We start from the raw sequence: 21,727 nt of genomic DNA on the forward strand, positions 1-21,727 counted from the left end.
GACCCGACAGCCCAGCTCATCAGGGAAGATCCCTGAGCAGACCCTGACCGCACCCCGAGACCTGATTGCGGGTCAGGTCATCCACCGAGAAGCGTCACTCGAACCCGTGCTCACCTTGATCGGTAGAGCAACGGCTCTCGGCATCGTCGCTCTCCCCGGTTCGGCCGACCGCGGCCGCCAGTGGTGGCCGGCAGTCGGGGTTCAGCCGGATCTCGATGTCGTCGGACATCGTCTGCGGCGCCGGGTCGGCGGTGACGCGGACCCGTATCGGACGGCCGGTGTCGGCATCGACGAACGACAGAGGCGGGCGGCCTTCCTGCAGGTACGTGTCGCCCCATTGGATCAGCGACAGGAGCACCGGTAGCAGGTCCTCGCCGGCCTTGGTCAGCCGGTACTCGTCGCGGGCCCGGCTGCCCTGCTTCCGGTAGGGAACGGGCGCGACGATCTGCGCGGCCTTCAGCTGTGCGAGTGCCCGTGACACCGCGGGTGCCGAGGCCCCTATCCGCGCCACGAAGTCGTCGAACCTGGTGGTGCCGTAGAAGCACTCGCGGACCACCAGGAACGCCGTCCTGGTGCTGAGCAGGTCCAGCACCCGCCCCGCCGAGCATTCGTCGCCGATCGTCCACGGATCCCGGTCGCGCAGCCGTTCCTCGAAATTCATCGCCATCGCACCATGATAACTAACGCTTGCGTTATCCAGCAGGGCATGCTTCGATCTAGCTAACGAGCACGTTATCCAGATGGAGGATGCCATGGTTGCAGTAGCAGAGAGAGTGGTCATGGTGACCGGGGGCCGCCGGGGACTCGGCGGGGCGCTGGTGGATGAGCTGCTGGCACGTGGGGCGCGGAAGGTGTACTCGACCGCACGCTCGACGTACACCGACGACCGGCCAGAGGTGGTCACCGCTGAGCTCGAGGTCCGCTCGGCAGCCTCGGTCTCCGCTCTTGCGGAGGTCGCCACCGACGTCGACATCGTGTTCAACAACGCCGGGGTCCTGCTGCCGGCTCCGCTGCTGACGGGTGACTTCGAGGACGCCACCAGGACGTTCGACGTCAACGTCTTCGGGCTGCTGCGGGTAGCCCGGGCATTCGCGCCGATCCTGGCCGCAAACGGCGGGGGCGCACTGGTGAACATGCACTCCGTGCTGTCCTGGCTGGCCGGCAGCGGCGCCTACGGGGCGTCCAAGGCTGCGGCGTGGTCCGTCACGAACTCGCTCAGACTCGAACTGGCGAGCCAGAACACCCAGGTCGTCGGCGTACACGCAGGGTTCATCGACACCGAGATGGTCTCCGCCATGGATCTGCCGAAGGCGACGCCGGCCGAGGTGGCCGCGCGGATCGCGGACGGCCTGGAGGCCGGGGCCACGGAGGTGCTCACCGACGACGTCACCGTCGCCGCCAAGGCGGCGCTGTCCGGCCCCGTGGAGCGCCTGACCTTCCCGGCCGCCCGCTGACATCCCACCGACACTCGATCAAGGAGTACCGAGCCGTCATGCCCCTGTGGACCATTCACCACACGCCCGGAATCTTCACCGACGAGGAAAAGCGCCGCCTCGCCTCCCGCATCACCGACCACTACGAAAAGATCGGGCTGCCCCGGTTCTACGTGGTCGCGCTGTTCCACGAGACCCGGCCCGAGGACCTGTACGTCGGCGGGGAGCCCACCCCGGCCGGGGTGCGCATCACCATCGACCACATCGCCCGCCACAACCCCGACCAGGAGAGCCGGCGCCGGACCGCCCAGTGGGTCAAGGGCATCCTGGACCCCTACCTCGAAGGGAAAGCAGGGCTGCACTGGGAATTCAGCGTCGACGAGACCAGCGAGGACCTCTGGATGATCAACGGGCTCGTACCGCCCTCCGGAGGCTCCGACGCCGAGAAGCTCTGGGCCGAGAACAACGCGACCTCCCCCTATTGATCGCGCCGCCGGCCCTCGAGCGCCGTCGCTTCCCAAGTTGAGAGCGCGAGTCCGATTCTCGTCACCCGCTCCCGCGTGAAGGCCCAGGTCAGCGACCTGGGCCTTGTTGATGTCCCAGGCGATCCATCCCAAGATCAGCCCTCTCCGGACCCGCCGACACGATCGGCCGACCTCGCTGCTGCGCAGCCGAACCGACGCCCCGGATCCGAAAGCGGCCCCGGGGCGTCCCCTAGGGGAACAAGCATTCGGAGCCCGGTGCATACTCTCGGCCAAGGATGCCGCCACCGCGCGCAGTCACCACCAGTGAGGTTCGCCTTGAGACGTCACAGCGCCACCCGTCGTACCGCCACCGCCGGGGCGGCCCTCTCCGTCGCCGCCGTCACCCTGCTCACCGGCTGCTGGTCCAGCGGTTCGGCCAACGCCGGCCGGTCCCCCTCCCCGTCCGCCACCGCGCCGTCCCCGTCCGTCGCCACGGCCTCCCCGACCTCCGCCACGACTCCCGCGACCGGCACCGCAACTCCCCGCAGAGCCGTTGCCCCGCCGCGGGCCGCCAAGAGTCCCTCACCGTCCGCGTCCCCGACGGCCGCCGCCGGCTGCCGGTCGCTCACCGTGTCGCCCGCGGTCAAGAGCGAGGTGACCGTCGCGTACGGTCGCCAGAGTCGGCCTCAGCTCGTGCACATACGGCCCCGTACCGGCACCTTCTACTACGGCAGCTGCGACGGCACCGCCTATGCGGCCGCCATGTTCGTGCCGACCGCCGATGCCACCAGCGCCGAGTTGGTGGCCGGCCAGGACGAGGGCGCCGCGATGAAGTACTTCTCCCGTTCCGGCAACGGCAGTTGGACCCTCATCGCCGGTGACGGCCTGCCCCGCGACCCGCATGGCTGCGCCGCCATCTCGCAGATCCCGGCGCGTCTCGCCACCCTCTGGGCCGACTGCCTGGCGGTTCCGTGACCAGTAAGGACGCCGACCCGGATCTCCGAAGGGGCACACTCAATAATCTTCAGGTAAAACTGAACAGTTCCAGCTGGACAGTCTCTCCTGGTGGTTCTAGGGTCACGGCATGGCTCACATCTCCGACTCCGCCGCCCGCACCGCGCGCGACCTGCGCGTGGTGTTCAGCCGGCTGCGGCGTCGTATCCGCGAGGTCGCGCAGGACTCCGACCTGACCCCGTCGCAGGAGTCGGCGCTCTCCCTGGTCGGCAAGCACGGCGCCGCCACAGCCAGCGCCCTGGCCACCGCGGAGGGTGTGCGTCCGCAGTCGATGGCGACCACGCTGGCCGCCCTGGAGCAGCACGGCCTGATCCGGCGTGCCCCCGACCCCGACGACGGCCGCCGCCAGCTGGTCACCCTCACCGAGACCGGCCGGGCCCATGTCGAGGGCAACAAGCAACTGCGCGAGGAGTGGCTGGCCCGCGCCTTCGAGGACCGCTACACCGAGGAGGAGCGGCAGACGGTGCTGAAGGCGCTGGAGCTGCTGGAACGGCTCTCGCGGCCGTGACATCGAGGCCCACGGCGCGCACCGGGCGGACCGCCCGCCCCTCCCCCGCCGGGTTCGACCGCCGGCTGATCGCGCCGATGACCCACCCCGACCGTTCTCTCGGCCGACTCACCTCCCGAAAGGCCTGATCCCCCCATGTCCGTCACCACCCTCGACCCCCGTACCGCGCTCGTCGCGATCGACCTCCAGCAGGGCATCGTGGGCATGCCCACCCAGCCGCACACCGCCTCCGACGTCGTCGCCCGCACGGCACAGCTCGCCGACGCCTTCCGTGCCCGGAACCTTTCCGTGGTCCTGGTCCGGGTCTCCTTCGCACCCGACTGGGCGGACGCCGTCCCCGGCCGGACCGAGCAGCAGGTGCGCGGTCTCTCCTTCCCGGAGGGCTGGGACGTCATCGTGGACGAACTGTCCGGCCACCCCGGCGACATCCGTGTCACCAAGCACAACTGGAGCGCCTTCCACGGCACCGACCTGGACGTCCAGCTGCGCCGCCGCGGCATCACCCAGATCGTGCTGACCGGCGTCGCCACCAGCATCGGCGTCGAGTCCACCGCGCGCGACGCCTACGCCCACGGCTACCACGTCACGCTCGCCACGGACGCCATGGCCGACGGCGCCCCCGAGGCGCACGCGGGCAGCGTCGAGCGGATCTTCCCGCGGCTCGGTGAGAGCGGTACGACGGCGGAGATCCTGGAACTGCTGGCCAAGACGCACGCCTGACCGGCCGGTCCGGGCCGTTGTGCGGGCGCGTGTTCACCCGCACAACGGGCCGGGTCACCCTACGGGGAGACGACCCGCGCTCTGCCGCTTCAGCGGCTCCCACCAGGCGCGGTTGTCGCGGTACCAGGCGACCGTCTCGGCGAGCCCGGTGGTGAAGTCGCGGCGCGGGCGGTAGCCGAGTTCGTCGTGGGCCTTGCTCCAGTCGACGGAGTAGCGCAGGTCGTGGCCCTTGCGGTCGGGGACGTGCTCCACCCGGTCCCAGCCGGCGCCGCACGCTTCGAGGAGCAGTCCGGTCAGTTCCCTGTTGGTCAACTCGGTGCCGCCGCCGAGGTGGTAGACCTCGCCGGGTCGGCCCTGGGTGCGCACGAGGTCGATGCCCCGGCAGTGGTCCTCGACGTGCAGCCAGTCGCGGACGTTGCGCCCGTCGCCGTAGAGCGGGACCTGCAGGCCGTCGAGGAGGCGGGTGACGAAGAGCGGGATGACCTTCTCGGGGAACTGGCGCGGGCCGTAGTTGTTGGAGCAGCGGGTGACCCGGACGTCCAGGCCGTGGGTGCGGTGACAAGCCAGAGCGAGCAGGTCGGAGGAGGCCTTGGAGGCGGAGTAGGGGGAGTTCGGCGCGAGGGGGTGACCCTCGGGCCAGGAGCCGTGCTCGATGGAGCCGTAGACCTCGTCGGTGGAGATGTGCACGAACGGGCCGACGCCGTGCCGCAGCGCCGCGTCCAGCAGGGTCTGCGTGCCCACCACGTTGGTCAGGACGAACTCACCCGCCCCCTCGATCGACCGGTCGACGTGCGACTCGGCGGCGAAGTGCACCACCTGGTCGGCGTCCGCCATGAGCTTGTCGACCAGAGCGGCGTCGCATATGTCGCCGTGCACGAAGTCGAGGCGGGGACGGCCCACGGGGAGGTTGGCGAGCGTGCCGGCGTAGGTGAGTTTGTCGAGCACGGTGACGCGGGGTGCGTCGGGCGAGTCGTCGGCGAGGAGCGTGCGCACGTACGCGGAGCCGATGAACCCGGCGGCGCCGGTGACGAGGACGTTCATGAACGGGATCTGCACCTTGTTGTCGGCTCCGAGGACGAGACCGTGGCCTTCGTCGGCCCCACCCTAACGGCGCTCGTCCGGATCGGACCTGCACAGGGCGTGGCGCGGGCGGGCCTTCGCGGTACGGGGAGTAGCGTCACCGGCGATGACGGAACTACCCGACATGCCGGACACCCGAGAGATCGTCGTGCGGTACACGGCCCCCGCACCGCGGCCCGGCCGGACCCTGCTGCGCTGGGTCTCCACGACCGACCACAAGGTGATCGGCCGGCTCTACATGGTCACGGCGTTCTGCTTCTTCCTGCTGGCCGGGCTGCTCGCGCTGGGTATGCGCGCCGAACTGGCCCGTCCGGGACTGCAGTTCCTGAGCGAGCAGGGGTACAACCAGTTCTTCACGATCCACGGCACGATCATGATGCTGCTGTTCGCGACGCCGATGTTCGCCGGATTCGCGAACGCGGTGATGCCGCTGCAGATCGGCGCTCCGGACGTGGCCTTCCCGCGGCTGAACGCGCTGTCCTACTGGATGTACCTGTTCGGCGGGTTGATGGTGGTGTCCGGGTTCCTGGTGCCGGGTGGTGCGGCCGCCTTCGGCTGGTTCGCGTACGCCCCGCTGAACAGCGCCTACTTCACCCCCGGCGCGGGCGGCGACCTGTGGGTGATGGGGCTGGTGGTCGCCGGTGTGTCCACGACGCTCGGCGCGGTCAACTTCATCGTGACGATCCTGTGTCTGCGCGCGCCGGGCATGACGATGTTCCGGATGCCGATCTTCACCTGGAACGTGCTGTTCACCTCGATCCTGGTGCTGCCCGCGTTCCCGGTCCTGACGGCGGCACTGCTGGCGCTGGAGGCGGACCGGAAGTTCGAGGCGCACGTCTTCGACGCGGCGAACGGGGGCGCGCTGCTGTGGCAGCACCTGTTCTGGTTCTTCGGGCATCCCGAGGTGTACATCGTGGCGCTGCCGTTCTTCGGGATCGTCTCGGAGATCCTGCCGGTGTTCTCCCGCAAGCCGCTGTTCGGCTATCTGCCGATGATCGGGGCGACGATCGCGATCACCATGCTGTCGGCGGTGGTGTGGGCCCACCACATGTTCGCGACGGGCGCGGTGCTGCTGCCGTTCTTCTCGGTGATGTCGTTCCTGATCGCGGTGCCCACGGGCATCAAGTTCTTCGCGTGGATCGGGACGATGGTCCACGGGTCCGTCTCGTTCGAGACGCCGATGCTGTGGTCGCTGGGCTTCCTGGTGTCCTTCCTGCTGGGCGGGTTGAGCGGGGTGCTGATCGCCTCGCCGCCGCTGGACTTCCATCTGACCGACTCGTATTTCATCGTGGCCCATCTGCACTACGTGCTGTTCGGCACGGTGGTGTTCGCGATGTTCGCCGGGTTCTACTTCTGGTGGCCGAAGATCACCGGGAAGATGCTGGACGAGCGGCTCGGCAAGGTGCACTTCTGGCTGCTGTTCCCGGCGTTCCAGCTGACCTTCCTGGTGCAGCACTGGCTCGGCGAGGAGGGGATGCCCCGCCGGTACGCGGACTACCTGCCGTCGGACGGCTTCACGCTGCTCAACACGCTGTCCTCGGCGGGGGCGTTCCTGCTCGGCGTCTCCACGCTGCCGTTCCTCTACAACGTCTGGCGCACCGCCACCACGGCGCCGCAGGTCACCCAGGACGATCCGTGGGGGTGGGGCCGGGGCCTGGAGTGGGCGACGTCCTGTCCGCCGCCGCGGCACAACTTTCTGGCGCTGCCCCGGGTGCGGTCGGAGTCGCCGGCCTTCGACCTGCACCATCCGGAGGTCGTGCGGATGGCCGAGGACACCGAGCGGAGGGGACTGCGATGAAGGCCGAGGCGATGCTGTTCGGCGGGGTGGCCGTGTTCTTCGGCGGGACCGCCGCCCTGTACGGGGTGTGGTCGGGGGACGAGACGGGCACGACCGCGCTGGTCGTCGCGTTCGCGATGGCGGCGCTGGTCGCGTTCTTCTGTCTGATCCAGTACCGGCGCAGGGGCGCACGCGCCCAGGACCGTACGGACGCGGAAGTGGCGGACGGGGCGGGGCCGGTGGCGTTCTTCCCGGACGAGAGCCTGTGGCCGGTCGTCACCGCACTCGGGTTCGCGGTGACGGCGACCGGTGTGGTCTACGGGCTGTGGCTGTTCCTCATCGGCGTGGGTGTTCTGGCCCGCGGGGTGTTCGGGATGGTGTTCCAGTACGCGCACCGGTGAGCGGCCTGCGCGGCGCGCCGGGCCGGAACGCCTCGACGGGCTCGTGGTCGCTGCCGTAGCCGCCGGCCACGCTCTGGCGGATCTCGCCGGTCGGCACGCCTTCGGCCAGGCGCTCGCACTCGGCCGCCGTCAGCGCCCGGCACAGCCACCGGGTCAGCAGGAAGGCAAGGACCGGCGCCACCACGAGGGCGACGCGCAGTACCCAGGTCAGGGCATTGACGGAGATACGGAAGGTCTGGGCGATGATGTCGTTGCCGCCGGCCAGCAGCAGCACGGCGTAGAAGACGGTGCCGGCCACCCCGAGGCCGGTGCGGACGGGACGCTCGCGCGGCCGGTCGCACAGGTGCTGCTCGCGGTGCCACTCCCCCGTCAGGCGCTGCTCGACGAACGGGTAGGCGTACAAAACGGCGAACAGCAGGCCGGGCAGGACGACCGCCGGGAGCAGCACGTTCCACATGAGGGTGTGTCCGGCGATGTCGGTCTCCCACGGCGGCACCAGCCGCAGCGCGCCTTCCAGGAAGCCGACGTACCAGTCGGGCTGGGAGCCGGTGGAGACCACGTCGGGGCGGTAGGGGCCGTAGTTCCAGATCGGGTTGATCTGGGCGAGGCCGGACAGCAGCACGAGCACGCCGGAGACGGTCATCGACAGGCCCGCCGAGAGGGCGGTGAAGTGCGGGAAGAGGGGCTTGCCGAGGGCGTTGCGGGGGGTGCGGCCGGGGCCGCGCCACTGGGTGTGCTTGAGGTGGAAGACGAGGATCAGATGCACCGTCACCAGGGCGATGAGGGCGCCGGGCAGCAGCAGGATGTGCACGGGGTAGAGCCGGGTGATGATGTCGTGGCCCGGGTACTGGCCGCCGAAGACGAAGAAGGCCACGTACGTCCCCACCACCGGCAGGGACAGCATGATGCCCTGGGCGATGCGCAGGCCGGTGCCGGAGAGCAGGTCGTCGGGGAGCGAGTAGCCGGCGAAGCCTTCGGCGAGCGCGAGGACGAACAGGGTGAGGCCGATCGCCCAGTTCAGCTCGCGGGGCCGGCGGAAGGCACCGGTGAAGAAGATCCGCAGCATGTGCAGGCCGATCGCGGCGACGAACACGAGCGCGGCCCAGTGGTGGGCCTGCCGCATCAGCAGGCCGCCGCGCACGTCGAAGCTGATGCGCAGGGTGGAGTCGAAGGCAGCCGACATGAGCACGCCGCGCAGGGGCACGTAGGAGCCGGCGTAGACGACCTCGCGCATCTCCGGCTGGAAGAAGAACGTCAGCCACACCCCGGTCAGGATCAGCACGAGGAGGCTGTAGAGGGCGAGTTCGCCGAGCAGGAAGGACCAGTGTTCGGGGAACGCCTTGCGCAGCAGCGCCCCGCCCTCCAGGACGGGCAGCCGGGCGTCCGCCGCGTCCGCGAGCCGCTCGGCGCGGCGGCCGGCTCGGCTCACGTGTTCTCCTGCGCCGCCGCCCGTTCCACCTCGGTCTCCACCTCGGCGCGCGGCCGGCCCGTCTCCCTCGCGTAGTCGCTCACCGCGGTCTGCACGTCACGTGCTAGGTCCCGCCAGGCGCGCAGGGCCGTCTCGTAGGTGCCCGACTGGGCGCCCGTCATCCCCTGCTCGGCGGGCGGCCCGTAGGTGTCGCGCAGTTCCTCGACCATGCGCTGCGCCGCGTCGGCCGCGCGCTGCTTCTCCACCAGCTCTTCGAAGGTGTGTGCCACGCCAACCGACCCTAGGCACGGGGGGCGTGCGGGCCCCTCCGACCTGCCGGGAGCGTCTGCGACCGCTACCCGAGTGGCGGGTCAGCCGTCGGGCACGAGGTCCGCCCACACCAGTTTGCCGCCGCTGACCGGCACGATTCCCCAGGCCGCCGAGACCGCCTCCACCAGCAGGATGCCGCGGCCCCCCGTGGCCTCCCAGCCGATACTGGTGGGCTTGATCGGGCTGCGTGGCGAGGCGTCGGCGACGGCGAGCCGCAGCCGGTGGTTGACCAGACTGAGGTCGAGGCGGACCTGGCCCCCGGTGTGCACGAGCGCGTTGGTGACCAGCTCGGAGACGATCAGCAGCGCCGCGTCCATGGTGTCGGGTGAGACACCCCAGGTGCGCAGGGTGCGCCGGGTGAAGCGGCGGGCGTGCCGGACGGCTTCGGGGACCCGCCACACGGTCCAGGTCTCGCGCAGCGGGCGTACGGCCATGCCGTCGTAGCGCATCAGCAGCAGCGCGACGTCGTCGCCGCGGTGGGCGCCGGTGAGCAGGGCGTCGGCGACCAGACCGAGGTGTCCGGGGTCGCCGGCGGCGAGTGCGCGGGCGAGACGCTCCAGCCCCACGTCGATGTCGGTGTCGGGCGACTCCACCAGGCCGTCGGTGGTGAGCGCGAGGACCGTGCCGGGCTGGAGCCGGAGCAGGGTCATCGGGAACTCGGCCTGGGTGATCACGCCGAGCGGCGGGCCCCCCTCGGCCTGGACGATCTCGGTGGAGCCGTCCGGGTGACGCAGCACCGGTGGCGGATGACCGGCCCGTACGCACCAGGCGGTGCCCTCCTCCATGTCGACGTCGACGTAGCAGCAGGTGGCGAAGAGGTCGGTCTCCATGTCCAGCAGCAGCCAGTTGGCGTGGGTGACGACCACATCGGGGGCGTGGCCCTCGGCGGCGTACGCGCGCAGGGCGGTGCGCATCTGGCCCATCAGGGTGGCGGCGCCGGCGTTGTGGCCCTGGACGTCGCCGATGACCAGGGCCACGTGGTTGTCGGCGAGCGGGATCACGTCGTACCAGTCGCCGCCGACCTCGAGCCCTTCGGTGGTGGGCAGGTACCGGGCCACGGCGACCCCGCCGGGCAGCCGGGGCAGGCGGCGGGGCAGCAGGGTGCGCTGGAGCATGCCGACGAGTTCGTGCTCGGCGTCGAAGGCGTGGGCACGCAGCAGGGCCTGCCCGGCGAGGCCCGCGCAGGCGGTGAGCAGGGCGCGCTCGTCGGGGCCGAACTCGTGCGGGCGGTCCCAGCCGATCAGGCAGGCGCCGGCCATGCGCCCGCCCGCGGGCAGCGGCAGCACGGCGAGGCCGCCGGGGCCGACATCGGCGAGAGCGGGCTCCAGCGGGGAGCCGGCGGGCCAGATGCGGATGCGGCCCTCGCGCAGGGCGGCGGCGAGGGTCGGCATGGCGCGCACCGGCGCGTCCGGCCATTCGGTGCGCCATTCGGTGCGCCACAGCTCGGGCCAGGCCTCGGGTTCGGGCGGGTCGAGGACGGTGACGACGAGGCGGTCGTTCTCCAGTTCGGCCAGGGCGATGCGGTCGGCCTTGAGGGGTTTGCGCAGGGCGGCGACGACGGCCTGGCCGACGTCCTTGACGGTTCCGGCCATGGCGAGGGCGGCGGCCAGGCGCTGCACGCGGGCCACGTCGGTGACGTCGGAGCGCAGGGTGGAGGCGTCCGCGACGGTGCCGACGAGCCGGGCCGGGCGGCCCTCGCCGCCGGGCACGAGCCGGCCGCTCAGCCGCAGCCACTTGGGCGGGCCGGAGGGCTGCAGAACGCGGAACTCCAGCTCACGGTCGCCGATGGTCATGTGGTCGGCCTCGACCACCGACATCAGGGCGGGCAGGTCTTCGGGGACGGTGAGGCCGAGCAGCGTCTCCACCTTGCCGTCGAACTCCTCCCGCCCGATCCCGAAGAGTCGCAGGATGTCCTCGCCCACCTCGACCCGGCCGGTGTCCATGGCCAGGCTGAACGCGTCGGCGGACGGTTCGCCGGTGTCGGTGGCGTCACCGGCCGGTGCGGGCGCGGCGACGGCTCGGGCGATCAGCTCCAGGCAGGCACGGTCGTCGGTGCCGAAGCCGCCGGGGTGCTCGCTGACGGCGAGCAGACAGCCGCTGCCGGCCGGGCCGAGCGGCAGGACGGCCAGGGAGAAGTCCGCCGACGGGGTCCGGCGTGCCTCGGGGAAGTCGGCCAGCTCGTCCGGGCCGAGCCATCCGGGGCGCCGGGTGCGGTGGACCTCGGCGAGCGGGGAGCCGCCCGCTGCCGGATAGCCGTCGCGCAGGCCGTACAGCGTGCGCGGCAGACCGGCCGACTCGGTCAGGCACAGGACCGAAGGGTCGGCGCCGGGCACATAGACCCCCACGAACGCCGCCCCGGCGAACACGAGTGCCTGTTCGAGGACCCGGCGCAGCCGGTCGGGAGAAGCGGGCGCGGCGAGGAGTGTTTCAAGGGCGGTTTCGGCACGCTCGGCTCTCGTTCTGCGCACCGCAGCACCCTCACTGGCCACTTGGCCATTACAGCGCGTACGAGCCGCGTGCGCAGCCCCTGTGAACCGCTTGGCGCGCCGTGCACGCGCCCGGTCCGCTCGAAAGCCGCCGAACACATCTTTACCCGTGCGTTCCGCATGGTGCTCTCGTGACAGTCGTTACTGTCCGCGACCGTTCGCCTGCTGCGAGTGTCTACCGGGTCACCGGAGGAGGGGGCAGGAGGCTCATGGACAAGCGGTACGAGGTGTACGCGCTCGCCGACAGGCACTTCTACGACACGCCGGACCGGCTGTCGGCGGACGGGAGCGAGCCGGCGCCGCTGTTCACCACGGCGCGCCGCACGGTCCCGGACGGCTGGCACGCGGCGCGTACCGGCGACTGGCTGACACTGACCCCGCTCGGCGAGGACGGCGCGCCGCTCCCGTCGCCGGCCCAGGGCTGGAAGATCCACTCGTCGGCGACCGCGGCGCACGCGGAACGCATCGCCCGGATCGTGTGGGACTACTGCGTGCCGCGCCGCATCCCGTTCAAGTTCGTGCCGTCGCCGCATCTGCTCCACCTGCGCAACGCCAAGTACGCGGGCCGCGACACCAGCGGCAAATTCGTCACCGTCTACCCCGCCGACGAGGAGCAGCTGCACCGGGTGCTGCGCGAGCTGGGCGCGCTGCTGGAGGGCTGCGCGGGGCCGTACATCCTGACCGATCTGCGCTGGCACGACGGTCCGCTCTACGTCCGCTACGGCGCCTTCGCCCGCCGGTACGTCGTCGACGAGCGCGGCTCGCTGGTCCTGGCGGTGGCCGACGGCGAGGGCCGGCTGGTCCCGGACCGGCGGGCGCCGTCCTTCCAGGTGCCCGAGTGGGTGACCCTGCCGGAGTTCCTGCGGCCGCACCTGGAGGCGCGCAACACCACGACGGTGGGCGAGCTGCCGTACCGCATCGAGAAGGCGCTGCACTTCTCCAACGGCGGCGGCGTGTACTTCGGAACGGACACCCGGGACGGGCGCCGGGTGGTGCTGAAGGAGGGGCGGCCGCACGCGGGGCTTGCCTCCGACGGGGCGGACGCGGTGGCCCGGCTGGAGCGGGAGAAGGCCGCGCTGAAGCGGGCCGCCGGGACGGGTGTGGTCCCCGAGGTACGGGACTGGTTCACGCTGGGCGACCACCGGTTCCTGGTGATGGACTTCCTGGAGGGCCGCCCTCTCAACTCGTTCTTCGCGGAACGGCATCCGCTGCTCACGCCCGATCCGGATCCCGTGAAGGTCGCCGCGTACACGGCGTGGGCCCTGCGCATCCACCGGAAGGTGGAGCAGGCGGTCGAGGCGGTCCACGCGCGCGGGCTGGTCTTCAACGACCTGCACGTCTTCAACGTCATGGTCGGCCCGGACGAGGAGACGGTGTACCTCATCGACTTCGAGGCGGCCGCCCCGGCCGAGGCGAACGGCCGACAGATCGTGGCCCACCCCGGCTTCTTCGCCCCGCCGGACCGCCGGGGCAAGGACGTCGACCGGTACGCGCTGGCCTGTCTGCGGCTGGCCCTGTTCCTGCCCGTGACCACGCTGTTCGTGGTGGACCGCGGGAAGGCGGCCCATCTCGCGGACGTGATCGCGGAGCAGTTCACGGACGTGCCGCGCGCCTTCCTGGACGAGGCGGTCGCCGAGATCACCCGGGATGCGGCGGGCGGGAGGTCCCGCAGCGCGTCCGCTCCTCCGGTGGTGCCCGGCGACTGGCCCTACAGCCGGGACTCGATGGTCAAGGCGATCCTCGCCTCCGCGACCCCGGAGCGCGACGACCGGCTCTTCCCCGGCGACATCGCCCAGTTCGCCGACGGCGGCGGCCTCGGGCTCGCGCACGGCGCGGCCGGAGTGCTGTACGCGCTGGACACCTCCGGCGCCGGCCGGTACGACGAGGGCGAGCGCTGGCTGCTGGACCACACCGCTCCGCCCCCGCCCGGCACCCCGCTCGGCCTGTACGACGGTCTCGCGGGCGTGGCCCTGGTCCTCGACCGGCTCGGCCACCGGCAGCGGGCGCTGGACCTGCTCGACGGCGTCCTGCGGGAGAACTGGCGCAGCCTCTCCTCCGACCTGCACGGCGGCCTCGCGGGACTCGGTCTGGTCCTCGGCCGTCTGGCGGCCACGACCGGCGAGTCCGAGCTGGGCGAACGCGCCGTGGAGGCCGCCGAGATTCTCGTACGACGCCTCGCCGAACCGGTCGCGGACCCGCCCCGGCGGCGGGCCGGGCTGCTGCGGGGCGCGAGCGGGCCCGCGCTGTTCCTGCTCCGGCGGTACGAGGAGACCGGTGAGCCGCGGTTCCTTGCGGCGGCGGCCGAGGCGCTCCGGCGCGACCTGGCCTGCTGCGTGGTGCAGGAGGCAGGCGGCGGCCTGGAGGTGGACGAGGGACGGCGGACGCTGCCCTATCTCGGCGACGGGAGCGTGGGCATCGGGCTGGTCCTCGACGACTACCTGGCCCAGGCGGGCGAGGCCGTGCGGGACAGCCGGAATCAGGACAGTCGGAAGTCGGCTCGGCTCGCCCACGCGGCCGCCGCCACCGGGGAGTTCGAGCAGGCCCGGGCCGGCATCCTCGCCGCCGCCACCTCCCGCTTCTACGCGCAGCCCGGTCTCTTCCAGGGCCGCGCCGGAATGGTGCTGCACCTCGCGCGCAGCACCGCGCCGGGCGCCGGCCGGGAGCGTCTGGAGCAGCAGATCGCGGGGCTCGGCTGGTTCGCGATGGCCTACCAGGGCCAACTCGCCTTCCCCGGGCACCAGATGATGCGGCTCTCCATGGACCTCGCCACCGGCACGGCGGGCTGCCTGCTCGCGCTCGCGGCGGCCCGCGACGCCGAGCCCACCGCGCACCTGCCGTTCCTTCCGCCGCCACCGGCGGCCCCCACACGCGGCTCCGCGACCTGACGGAGTCGTGACACAACCCGTCCCCAATGAATCGAAAGGACACTTCCATGGCACTTCTCGACCTGCAGACCCTCGAGTCCGACGAGCTGTCCCACACCGGCGCGAGCACGGTGAGCCTGCTCTCCTGCGTCTCGGCGGCGAGCGTTCTGCTCTGTCTCTGACCGGGCCGGCGAGCCCACGGCTCCGGGCAGCCTCCTTCCCCGTCCGGGAGGAGGCTGCCCGGAGCCTTCCCGTCCGTTCCGACGCGAGGCCGTACCCGATGACGACTCGTCCCGACGTCCCCGATCGGCTGCCGCGTGCCGCACTCCGGTACGCCGGCGCCCGCTGTGCCGCCCTGTGCGCCGTGAGTACGGCCGCCACGACCGCCGGACTGCTGCTGCCCGCCGCGCTCGGCCGGACCCTCGACCTCCTGCTCGCGCACGCTCCGGCAGCCCGCTGGGTGGCCTGCTGCGCGGGCCTGGTGCTGCTGCTCGCCGTGCTGGACGGGTGCGCGGCCGTGCTCGCCGGCACGGTCGACGCGCGGTCCACCGCGTGGCTGCGCCGCCGGATCACCGGGCATGTGCTGGCCCTGGGACCGGGCGCGGATGCCCGGTTCGGCGCCGGGGAGCTGGTGGCGCGGCTGGTCGGCAGCGCCGCGCAGGCCGGGACGGCGCCGGGCGCGCAGGCCGCACTGGCCGCGGCGCTCGCCGGGCCGGTCGGGGGCGTGGTCGCGCTCGGCCTCATCGACCCGTGGCTGGCGGCCGTGTTCCTCGCCGGCGCACCGGTGCTGGCGCTCCTGCTGCGCGCCTTCGCCCGGGACACGTCGGCGTGCGTGGCCGACTACCAGCGGGTGCAGGGGCGGATGGCGGCCGCGCTCGCGGAGGCGGTCGGCGGCTTCCGCACCATCCGGGCAGCGGGCGCCGAGGAGCGGGAGACGGCCCGGATCCTCGCGCCGCTGCCCGAGCTGTCCCGCGCCGGGCACCGCATGTGGCGGGTGCAGGGGCGGGCGGCCGCGCAGGCGGTCACCGTGGCGCCGCTGCTGAACCTGGGCGTGGTCGCGGTGGCCGGACTGCTGCTCGCCCGGCACCGCCTGTCGGTGGGCGAGCTGCTGGCCGCGTCCCGGTACGCCGTCCTCGCCACGGGAGTCGGCGTGCTGGTCGGACACCTCGCCGCGCTCTCCCGGGCCCGCGCGGCGACCGGGCGGCTCGCCGAGGTGCTGGCCGAACCGGCGCCCGGGTACGGCGCGCGGGAGCTGCCGCCCGGGTACGGGCGGCTGGAACTGCGCGGTGTGACGGCCCGGCGGGGCGGTCGCACGGTCCTGGCCGACGTCGACCTGGTCGTCCCCGGCGGCACCACCCTCGCCGTGGTCGGCCGCTCCGGCACGGGCAAGTCCGTGCTGGCCGAACTGGCCGGCCGGCTCGCCGACCCGGACACGGGCGAGGTCCTCCTCGACGGGGTGCCGCTGTCCGCCCTGACCCACACCGAGCTGCGCCGCTCGGTCTCCTACGCCTTCGAACGCCCCGTCCTGCTCGGGACGACGATCGAGGACACGATCGCGTTCGGGCTCACCGCGCCCTCCCCCGCCCGGATCCGGGCGGCCGCGCGCACGGCCCGCGCCGACGGCTTCGTCCGTCGCCTGCCCGACGGCTACGCCACCCGTTGCGCCGACGCGCCGCGCTCCGGCGGCGAGTCCCAGCGCCTCGGCCTCGCTCGCGCCTTCGCTCACGGCGGCCGCCTGCTGATCCTCGACGACGCCCTCTCCAGCCTCGACACGGTCACCGAGCACGAGATCACGGAGGCCCTCCTGGCCCCGGGCACGGGTCCGACCCGCCTGCTGATCGCCCACCGGTCGGCCACAGCGGCCCGCGCCGACGCGGTCGCCTGGCTGGACGAGGGCCGGGTCCGGGCCGTAGGCCCACACGCCAGGCTGTGGCAGGACCCGGAATACCGGGTGGTGTTCGAAGCATGACCGGGCGCGCACGGGTCCTGGGAACGGTACGGACACGCTGGCGCGTGCTGGTCCGGCTCGGTCTCTGGTCCGTCCTGGAGGCCGGGCAGGCCTTTGTGGTCGGGTATGCGCTGGCGCGGGCGCTGGATGCCGGGTTCCTGGCCGGGAACACGCCGGCCGGCCTGCTGTGGCTCGGAGCGGCCGGGCTCGCCGTGGGTGCCGGGGCGTACGGGACCGGGCGGGTGTACGGCGTGGTCGCCGCTCTGGTCGAACCGGTACGGGACCGGCTGGTGGAGGCCGTGGTCGGGCGGGGGGTCCGGGAGGCGGACGCCGGGTCGCTGTCCGGGCTCACCCAGCAGGTGGAGATCGCCCGGGACACCTTCGCGGGGCTGGTGCTCGTCTCCCGTTCCTTCCTGTTCACCGCCGCCGGCGCGCTGATCGGCCTGTGCTCGCTGGCCCCGCTGCTGCTGACGGTCGTCGTGCCCCCCCTGCTGGCCGGGATGTGCCTGTTCGCGGCGACCCTGCGACCGCTGGCCCGCCGTCAGGAGGCATACCTCGCCGCCGACGAGGCGCTGGCCGAGGGCCTGGGCGCGGTGTGCCCGGGGCTGCGGGACGTCACTGCTGCCGGTGCCGAGGCGCAGGTCGCCGCCCTCACCGCGCGGTCGGTCGACGCGGAACTGCGGGCCGCCCGCGCCCTGGCCCGCTGGAGCCTGGCCCGGGTGGCCGCCCTCGCGGTGGGCGGCGAGCTGCCCGTGGTCCTGCTGCTCGTCACCGCGCCCTGGCTGCTGGGCCACGGCGTGACCCCGGGCGCGCTGGTCGGGGCGCTCGCCTACGTCACCCAGTCCCTGCTCCCCGCCCTCCAGAACCTCGTCCACGGCCTCGGCACCAGCGGCTCGCGCCTCACGGTCGTCCTGCGCCGCCTGGCCCCGCCGACGGACTCGGGGACGCGCCGACCCGACGGCCGGCCCGAGTCGCACCAGGTACCGGCGCCCCAGCACCCGCCCGGCACCCCCGCCCTCGCCCTCACGTCCGTCACCTTCGCCTACGGCCCTGCGAGCACACCGGTGCTCGACGGGCTCGACCTCTCCGTCCCGGCGGGCGCGCATCTGGCCGTCGTAGGGCCGAGCGGCATCGGGAAGTCGACGCTCGCGGGGCTGGCGGCCGGGCTGCTGGAGGCCAGGGAAGGGGCGGTCCGGGTGTACGGGCAGGACGTGCCGGGGCCGGAGGCGGCCGCATTGCGCGTGCTGATCCCGCAGGAGGCGTACGTCCACGGCGGCACCCTCGCCGAGAACCTGGGCCTCTTCCGGAAGGACCCGGTGCCCGAGGCGGAGCTGCTGGCCGCGGCCGAGGCGGTCGGGCTGGCCCCGCTGCTGCGGGCGCTCGGCGGGCCCGGTGGCAGGGTCGACCCGGTCGCCCTGTCGGCCGGCGAGCGACAGCTGATCGCGCTGGCCCGCGCCTACCTCTCACCGGCCCCTCTCGCCCTGCTCGACGAGGCGACCTGTCATCTGGACCCGCAGGCGGAGGCCCGTGCCGAGCGGGCGTTCGCGGCGCGCCCGGGCGGCACCCTGGTCGTCGTCGCGCACCGCATCAGCTCCGCCCGCCGCGCCGGGCGCGTCCTGGTGCTGGACGGTCCGCGCACCGCCTGCGGCACCCACGACGAGCTGCTGCGGACCTCGGCCCGGTACCAGGAGCTGGTCGGCGGCTGGACCACGGAGCCGACCGCACCGGTGCGGTGATCACACCCAGCCCTCCCCGCGCGAGATCCGGATCGCGTCGACGCGGTTGCGCGCCCCGGTCTTGCGGGTGATCGCCGCCATGTAGTTCCGCACGGTGCCGCGAGACAGGTGCAGGCTCCCGGCGATCTCCGCGATGGACGCCCCGCCGGCCGCCAGGGACAGCACGCTCAGCTCGCGTCTCGTCAGCGGCATCTGCGCCGCCTTGAGGAATCCGAAGCCCAGCGACGCATCGATGAAACGTTCCCTCTGCGCGACACTGCGGATCGCGCGCACCAGTCGGTCCGGTGAGCCCGCCTTGTCGACGAAGCCGAGCGCACCCGCCTCGGCCGCCCGCTTCAGGAGCCCGGGCCGGTTCGCACCCGCAAGGACCACGAGGGCAGGCGGCCGGCCGACCGTGCCCGGCGGACATAACTCCCCGAGCGGCGGCACACCGTGGCCGTCGGCGCAGTCCAGGTCGGCCGCGCACACGTCCGGGCGCCAGGACCGCGCCCGCGCGGGCGCGGCACGCCAGGGTGCGTCCTCCACGTGCAGGCCGGGTTCCCGCCGCAGCCACTCGGCCAGGACCGATCGCACCAGACACGCGTCGTGCACCAGAAGTACCCGGATCACTGCCCGCCCCTCCAGTCGGCCGTACGTCTCCCGGTAGCGCCGTGCTCTCGTCTCCAGCTGTTGAGCGCGTGCCCCATTCTTGGGTGCCGTCACCGTTCGCGGGCGCGCAGAACCGGCCATCAGGGTGCGCGGGGGCGCACGCAGGGCGCCCGTACGCCGCCGCGCGCTTCGGGTGCGGGGGCATGGACCCGGCGGTTCGGGGTATCCGGCGGCCCCGGGCGAAGGGGGCGCCGTCGCAGGTCAGGGCCTCCGCCCGGCGCGCGAGGGGCGCTCGCCGTGCGCGCCACGCCTCCGCAGGAGAGCCTTGACCCCAAGACGCGACGCGCGGCCGTACGAGGAGGTGGTCGGCGTGTCCGACGGGCCAGGGCCGGCGCAGGCACCGGCGGCCGCCAGGACTCCGGTCGGCCGACCGCTGCTGTCACTCGCGCTGGCCTCGATGATCGAGGCGGTGCACGCGCACTCCGGCGCGGTGTACCTGCTCAGGCCCGACGAACCGGTTCTGGAGATGGCGGTGATGGCGGGCATGCCCCGCGCGTTCGCCGCGCCGTGGGAGCGGGTGGGGCTGGGCGCGCCGATCCCGGTCGCGGACGCGGTGCGCGACCGGCGGCTCGTGTGGGTGGGCGGCGAGGAGGAGATGGCGCGCCGTTACCCGCGGATCGCGGTGGTGCTGCCGTATCCCTTCGCGCTGGCCGCACTGCCGGTGGCGACGGCGGGGACCGTGTACGGCGCCGTTTTCGTGACCTGGCCCGGCACGCGTCCGCCGGAGCTGTCCGACCGGGAGCGCGCACATCTGACGGCCGGCTGCGAACGGCTGGCCCTGCGGCTGGAACGGGCGGCCGCGGAGAACCGGACGATCGGCCCCGAGACGGACCTGCTGGCAGCACCGATGTCGGGCATGGAGGGCACGCTCGGGTCGGTGGAAGCGGCACGGCTGGTGGCCCGGCTGCCGTACGGGCTCGTGTCGCTGGATCTGCACGGCCGGATCACCTTCGCAAACATGGCGGCCACCGACCTGCTCGGCAGGCCCACCCAGGAACTGCTCGGAACACTGCTGTGGGTGTCGGCACCGTGGCTGAACGACCCGATGTACGAGGACCGTTACCGGGCCGCGCTGATCAGCCAGCAGGTCACGTCGTTCGTGGCGCTGCGCCCGCCGGGCGAGTGGCTCTCGTTCCGGATGTATCCGAGCACCACCGGGCTGAGCGTGCGGATCAGCCGGGCCCGGGCAGTGGCCGAGATGGCACGGTCGGCGCCGCAGTCGGGGTCCGGTCCCTCGAGACTGGTGACCATCTCCCAGGTGCTGAGCCTGGCCGGAGCGCTGACCGAGGCGGTCGGGGTGCAGGACGTGGTGCAGCTGGTCGCGGACGAGGTCGCCCCGGCTGTCGGCTGCCAGGCGCTGGTGATCCTCGGCTCGCAGGCCGGGCGGCTGCATGTGCTGGGGCACCGCGGGTACGCGGACCCGCGGGTCGTGGAGTGCTTCGACGGGCTGCCACTGAGCGAGCGCACACCGGGCACCCATGCACTGACCAGCGGGGTGCCGGCGTTCTTCGACTCGCAGGAGCAGTTGGAACGGCTGTACCCGAACCGCCACGCGACACCGGACGGGTACGCGGCCTGGGGGTATCTGCCGCTGATCGCGTCCGGGCGGCCGGTGGGCACCTGCGTCCTGGCGTACGCCGAACCGCATGTCTTCCCCGCCGACGAACGGGCGGTCCTGACCAGCCTCGGCGGCCTGATCGCACAGGCCCTGGAGCGCGCCCTGCTGTACGACGCCAAGCACCGGCTGGCGCAGGGGCTCCAGCAGTCTCTGCTGCCGCACTCGCTGACGCCGCCCCCCGGCATCGAGGCGGCGGCCCGCTACCTGCCGGCCACCCAGGGCATGGAGATCGGCGGCGACTTCTACGACCTGGTGCCGACCGGGCCGCTGGCGGCCGCGGTGATCGGGGACGTCCAGGGCCACAACGTGACGGCGGCCGCGTTGATGGGGCAGATCCGCACCGGGGTGCGCGCGTACACCACGGTGGGGCAGGCGCCCCAGGAGGTGATGCGCAGCACCAACCGGCTGCTCATCGACCTGGGCGCCGACCTGTTCGCCAGCTGCCTGTACCTGCGGCTGGACCCGGCGCGAGGGCAGGCCGTGATGGCGCGCGCCGGGCATCCGCCGCCGCTGCTGCGCCGCCCGGACGGACGGGTGCGGGTGCTGGACCTGGCCGGCGGCCCGCTGCTCGGGATCGACGCGGCGGCCACGTACCCGACGACCGACGTGTCCCTGACCCCCGGCTCGGTCCTCGCCCTCTACACGGACGGTCTCGTGGAGTCCCCCGGCGTGGACATCGAGGACTCCCTGGTCGACCTCGGCGCACTGCTGGCCGAGATGGGCGACCAGCCGCTGGAGAGCCTGGCCGACGAGCTGGTGCGGCACAGCGCGGCGGCGCGGGAACGGGCGGACGACGTGGCGGTGCTGTTGCTGCGGGCGTGCGACGACCGCTGAGCCGCCCCGCCCGACGACCGCGGTCCGGCCCTCCCGCCGGAGGGCCGGACCGTCCCTGCCGGCCGGAACCGCGGTGGCCGGTCAGGGAGTCGCGGGACGGATCGGCGTCCCCGTGGACAGGGGTGGCTCAGCGTCCCCTCGGACGGGGACTGTTCAGTGGGTCCCGGTCAGGGACGAGCCGTCGCCCGAACCCGTGCCGGACCCGTCGCCGGTACCCGTGGCGTCACCGGCGCCGCTCTGGTCGCCCGCGCCGCTCTGGTCGCCGGCCGGGGCCGACGGGTCGGCCGTGCCGCCGATCTGGTCACCGCCCGCCTGATCCCCGGCACCCGCCTGATCGCCCGCGCCCGCCTGGTCGCCCGCACCGGCCTGGTCGCCCGCACCCGCCTGGTCGCCCGCACCCGCCTGGTCGCCCGCACCGGCCTGGTCGCCCGCACCCGCCTGGTCGCCCTCACCCGACT

At 73.1% G+C, this 21,727-nt stretch carries 19 protein-coding genes; 13 read left to right on the forward strand and 6 right to left on the reverse strand.

Annotated elements, in window-relative coordinates; genetic code table 11:
• Positions 1–94 precede the first annotated feature (94 nt).
• The gene (locus ABZ471_RS36365) at positions 95–667 is read right to left on the reverse strand and encodes a helix-turn-helix domain-containing protein (RefSeq protein ID WP_359072634.1); all 573 of its coding nucleotides are present in this window, start codon (positions 665–667) and stop codon (positions 95–97) included.
• Between the two features lie 85 nt (positions 668–752).
• Here ABZ471_RS36365 and ABZ471_RS36370 point away from each other — a divergent pair, with 85 nt between their 5' ends.
• The 5 genes from ABZ471_RS36370 (at position 753) to ABZ471_RS36390 (ending at position 4,139) form a co-directional block, all read left to right on the forward strand.
• Positions 753–1,454 (forward strand): SDR family oxidoreductase, encoded by a 702-nt coding sequence (locus ABZ471_RS36370; RefSeq protein WP_359072636.1) that lies wholly within the window; start codon positions 753–755, stop codon positions 1,452–1,454.
• A 38-nt stretch (positions 1,455–1,492) separates the two neighbouring features.
• Positions 1,493–1,918 carry a tautomerase family protein gene (locus ABZ471_RS36375; protein ID WP_359072638.1) on the forward strand — a complete coding sequence of 142 codons (426 nt, stop codon included), beginning with the start codon at positions 1,493–1,495 and terminating at the stop codon, positions 1,916–1,918.
• Positions 1,919–2,233: 315 nt separating this feature from the next.
• Positions 2,234–2,872, forward strand: a complete 639-nt coding sequence (locus ABZ471_RS36380; RefSeq protein ID WP_359072640.1) for a hypothetical protein — start codon at positions 2,234–2,236, stop codon at positions 2,870–2,872.
• A gap of 109 nt (positions 2,873–2,981) precedes the next feature.
• On the forward strand, positions 2,982–3,419 hold the full coding sequence (locus tag ABZ471_RS36385; RefSeq protein WP_359072642.1) for a MarR family transcriptional regulator: 438 nt from the start codon (positions 2,982–2,984) through the stop codon (positions 3,417–3,419).
• A 135-nt stretch (positions 3,420–3,554) separates the two neighbouring features.
• Positions 3,555–4,139, forward strand: a complete 585-nt coding sequence (locus ABZ471_RS36390; RefSeq protein ID WP_359072644.1) for a hydrolase — start codon at positions 3,555–3,557, stop codon at positions 4,137–4,139.
• A gap of 54 nt (positions 4,140–4,193) precedes the next feature.
• Here the strand turns inward: ABZ471_RS36390 and rfbB are convergent, their stop codons facing one another.
• Positions 4,194–5,180, reverse strand: coding sequence for a dTDP-glucose 4,6-dehydratase (gene rfbB, locus ABZ471_RS36395; RefSeq protein ID WP_359072645.1), 987 nt, complete (start codon positions 5,178–5,180; stop codon positions 4,194–4,196).
• Positions 5,181–5,343: 163 nt separating this feature from the next.
• Between rfbB and ctaD the strand changes: the two genes are divergently transcribed.
• A complete protein-coding gene (gene ctaD / locus ABZ471_RS36400) occupies positions 5,344–7,017 on the forward strand; it encodes a cytochrome c oxidase subunit I (protein ID WP_359072662.1) in 1,674 nt (557 codons plus the stop codon).
• Positions 7,014–7,397 (forward strand): cytochrome c oxidase subunit 4, encoded by a 384-nt coding sequence (locus ABZ471_RS36405; protein WP_359072647.1) that lies wholly within the window; start codon positions 7,014–7,016, stop codon positions 7,395–7,397. The genes ctaD and ABZ471_RS36405 overlap by 4 nt, the downstream gene beginning before the upstream one ends.
• Here ABZ471_RS36405 and ABZ471_RS36410 read toward each other — a convergent pair.
• From ABZ471_RS36410 to ABZ471_RS36420, 3 genes are all read right to left on the reverse strand, one after another.
• Positions 7,333–8,826, reverse strand: a complete 1,494-nt coding sequence (locus ABZ471_RS36410; protein WP_359072648.1) for a ubiquinol-cytochrome c reductase cytochrome b subunit — start codon at positions 8,824–8,826, stop codon at positions 7,333–7,335. The two genes, ABZ471_RS36405 and ABZ471_RS36410, sit on opposite strands and share 65 nt — an antisense overlap.
• On the reverse strand, positions 8,823–9,095 hold the full coding sequence (locus tag ABZ471_RS36415) for a hypothetical protein (protein WP_359072650.1): 273 nt from the start codon (positions 9,093–9,095) through the stop codon (positions 8,823–8,825). Before ABZ471_RS36415 ends, ABZ471_RS36410 begins: the two co-directional genes overlap by 4 nt.
• 81 nt (positions 9,096–9,176) lie before the next feature.
• Positions 9,177–11,624, reverse strand: a complete 2,448-nt coding sequence (locus tag ABZ471_RS36420) for a SpoIIE family protein phosphatase (protein ID WP_359072652.1) — start codon at positions 11,622–11,624, stop codon at positions 9,177–9,179.
• A 206-nt stretch (positions 11,625–11,830) separates the two neighbouring features.
• Here ABZ471_RS36420 and lanKC point away from each other — a divergent pair, with 206 nt between their 5' ends.
• The 4 genes from lanKC (at position 11,831) to ABZ471_RS36440 (ending at position 18,169) form a co-directional block, all read left to right on the forward strand.
• Entirely contained in the window at positions 11,831–14,506 is a 2,676-nt protein-coding gene (gene lanKC, locus ABZ471_RS36425) for a class III lanthionine synthetase LanKC (protein ID WP_359072653.1), read from the forward strand.
• A gap of 47 nt (positions 14,507–14,553) precedes the next feature.
• Complete coding sequence (locus ABZ471_RS36430; protein WP_359072654.1) at positions 14,554–14,667, forward strand: SapB/AmfS family lanthipeptide; 114 nt, start codon at positions 14,554–14,556, stop codon at positions 14,665–14,667.
• 98 nt (positions 14,668–14,765) lie between these two features.
• Complete coding sequence (locus ABZ471_RS36435) at positions 14,766–16,454, forward strand: ABC transporter ATP-binding protein (protein WP_359072655.1); 1,689 nt, start codon at positions 14,766–14,768, stop codon at positions 16,452–16,454.
• Complete coding sequence (locus tag ABZ471_RS36440) at positions 16,451–18,169, forward strand: ABC transporter ATP-binding protein (protein ID WP_359072656.1); 1,719 nt, start codon at positions 16,451–16,453, stop codon at positions 18,167–18,169. The genes ABZ471_RS36435 and ABZ471_RS36440 overlap by 4 nt, the downstream gene beginning before the upstream one ends.
• Here the strand turns inward: ABZ471_RS36440 and ABZ471_RS36445 are convergent, their stop codons facing one another.
• Positions 18,170–18,778, reverse strand: coding sequence for a response regulator transcription factor (locus ABZ471_RS36445; protein WP_359072658.1), 609 nt, complete (start codon positions 18,776–18,778; stop codon positions 18,170–18,172).
• Between the two features lie 340 nt (positions 18,779–19,118).
• Here ABZ471_RS36445 and ABZ471_RS36450 point away from each other — a divergent pair, with 340 nt between their 5' ends.
• A complete protein-coding gene (locus ABZ471_RS36450) occupies positions 19,119–21,269 on the forward strand; it encodes a SpoIIE family protein phosphatase (protein WP_359072664.1) in 2,151 nt (716 codons plus the stop codon).
• Positions 21,270–21,425: 156 nt separating this feature from the next.
• A partial coding sequence (locus tag ABZ471_RS36455; RefSeq protein WP_359072659.1) for a hypothetical protein occupies positions 21,426–21,727 on the forward strand: 302 nt, incomplete at its 3' end.

The organism is Streptomyces sp. NPDC005728 (assembly GCF_040630895.1).
Taxonomy (GTDB): Bacteria; Actinomycetota; Actinomycetes; order Streptomycetales; family Streptomycetaceae; genus Streptomyces.

What these genes read in the sequence shown, in the direction of transcription:
- ABZ471_RS36365 (WP_359072634.1), bottom strand. Translation starts at nt 667, where the DNA reads ATGGCGATGAATTTCGAGGAACGGCTGCGCGACCGGGATCCGTGGACG.
- ABZ471_RS36370 (WP_359072636.1), top strand. Translation starts at nt 753, where the DNA reads ATGGTTGCAGTAGCAGAGAGAGTGGTCATGGTGACCGGGGGCCGCCGG.
- ABZ471_RS36375 (WP_359072638.1), top strand. Translation starts at nt 1,493, where the DNA reads ATGCCCCTGTGGACCATTCACCACACGCCCGGAATCTTCACCGACGAG.
- ABZ471_RS36385 (WP_359072642.1), top strand. Translation starts at nt 2,982, where the DNA reads ATGGCTCACATCTCCGACTCCGCCGCCCGCACCGCGCGCGACCTGCGC.
- ABZ471_RS36390 (WP_359072644.1), top strand. Translation starts at nt 3,555, where the DNA reads ATGTCCGTCACCACCCTCGACCCCCGTACCGCGCTCGTCGCGATCGAC.
- rfbB (WP_359072645.1), bottom strand. Translation starts at nt 5,180, where the DNA reads ATGAACGTCCTCGTCACCGGCGCCGCCGGGTTCATCGGCTCCGCGTAC.
- ctaD (WP_359072662.1), top strand. Translation starts at nt 5,344, where the DNA reads ATGCCGGACACCCGAGAGATCGTCGTGCGGTACACGGCCCCCGCACCG.
- ABZ471_RS36405 (WP_359072647.1), top strand. Translation starts at nt 7,014, where the DNA reads ATGAAGGCCGAGGCGATGCTGTTCGGCGGGGTGGCCGTGTTCTTCGGC.
- lanKC (WP_359072653.1), top strand. Translation starts at nt 11,831, where the DNA reads ATGGACAAGCGGTACGAGGTGTACGCGCTCGCCGACAGGCACTTCTAC.
- ABZ471_RS36430 (WP_359072654.1), top strand. Translation starts at nt 14,554, where the DNA reads ATGGCACTTCTCGACCTGCAGACCCTCGAGTCCGACGAGCTGTCCCAC.
- ABZ471_RS36435 (WP_359072655.1), top strand. Translation starts at nt 14,766, where the DNA reads ATGACGACTCGTCCCGACGTCCCCGATCGGCTGCCGCGTGCCGCACTC.
- ABZ471_RS36440 (WP_359072656.1), top strand. Translation starts at nt 16,451, where the DNA reads ATGACCGGGCGCGCACGGGTCCTGGGAACGGTACGGACACGCTGGCGC.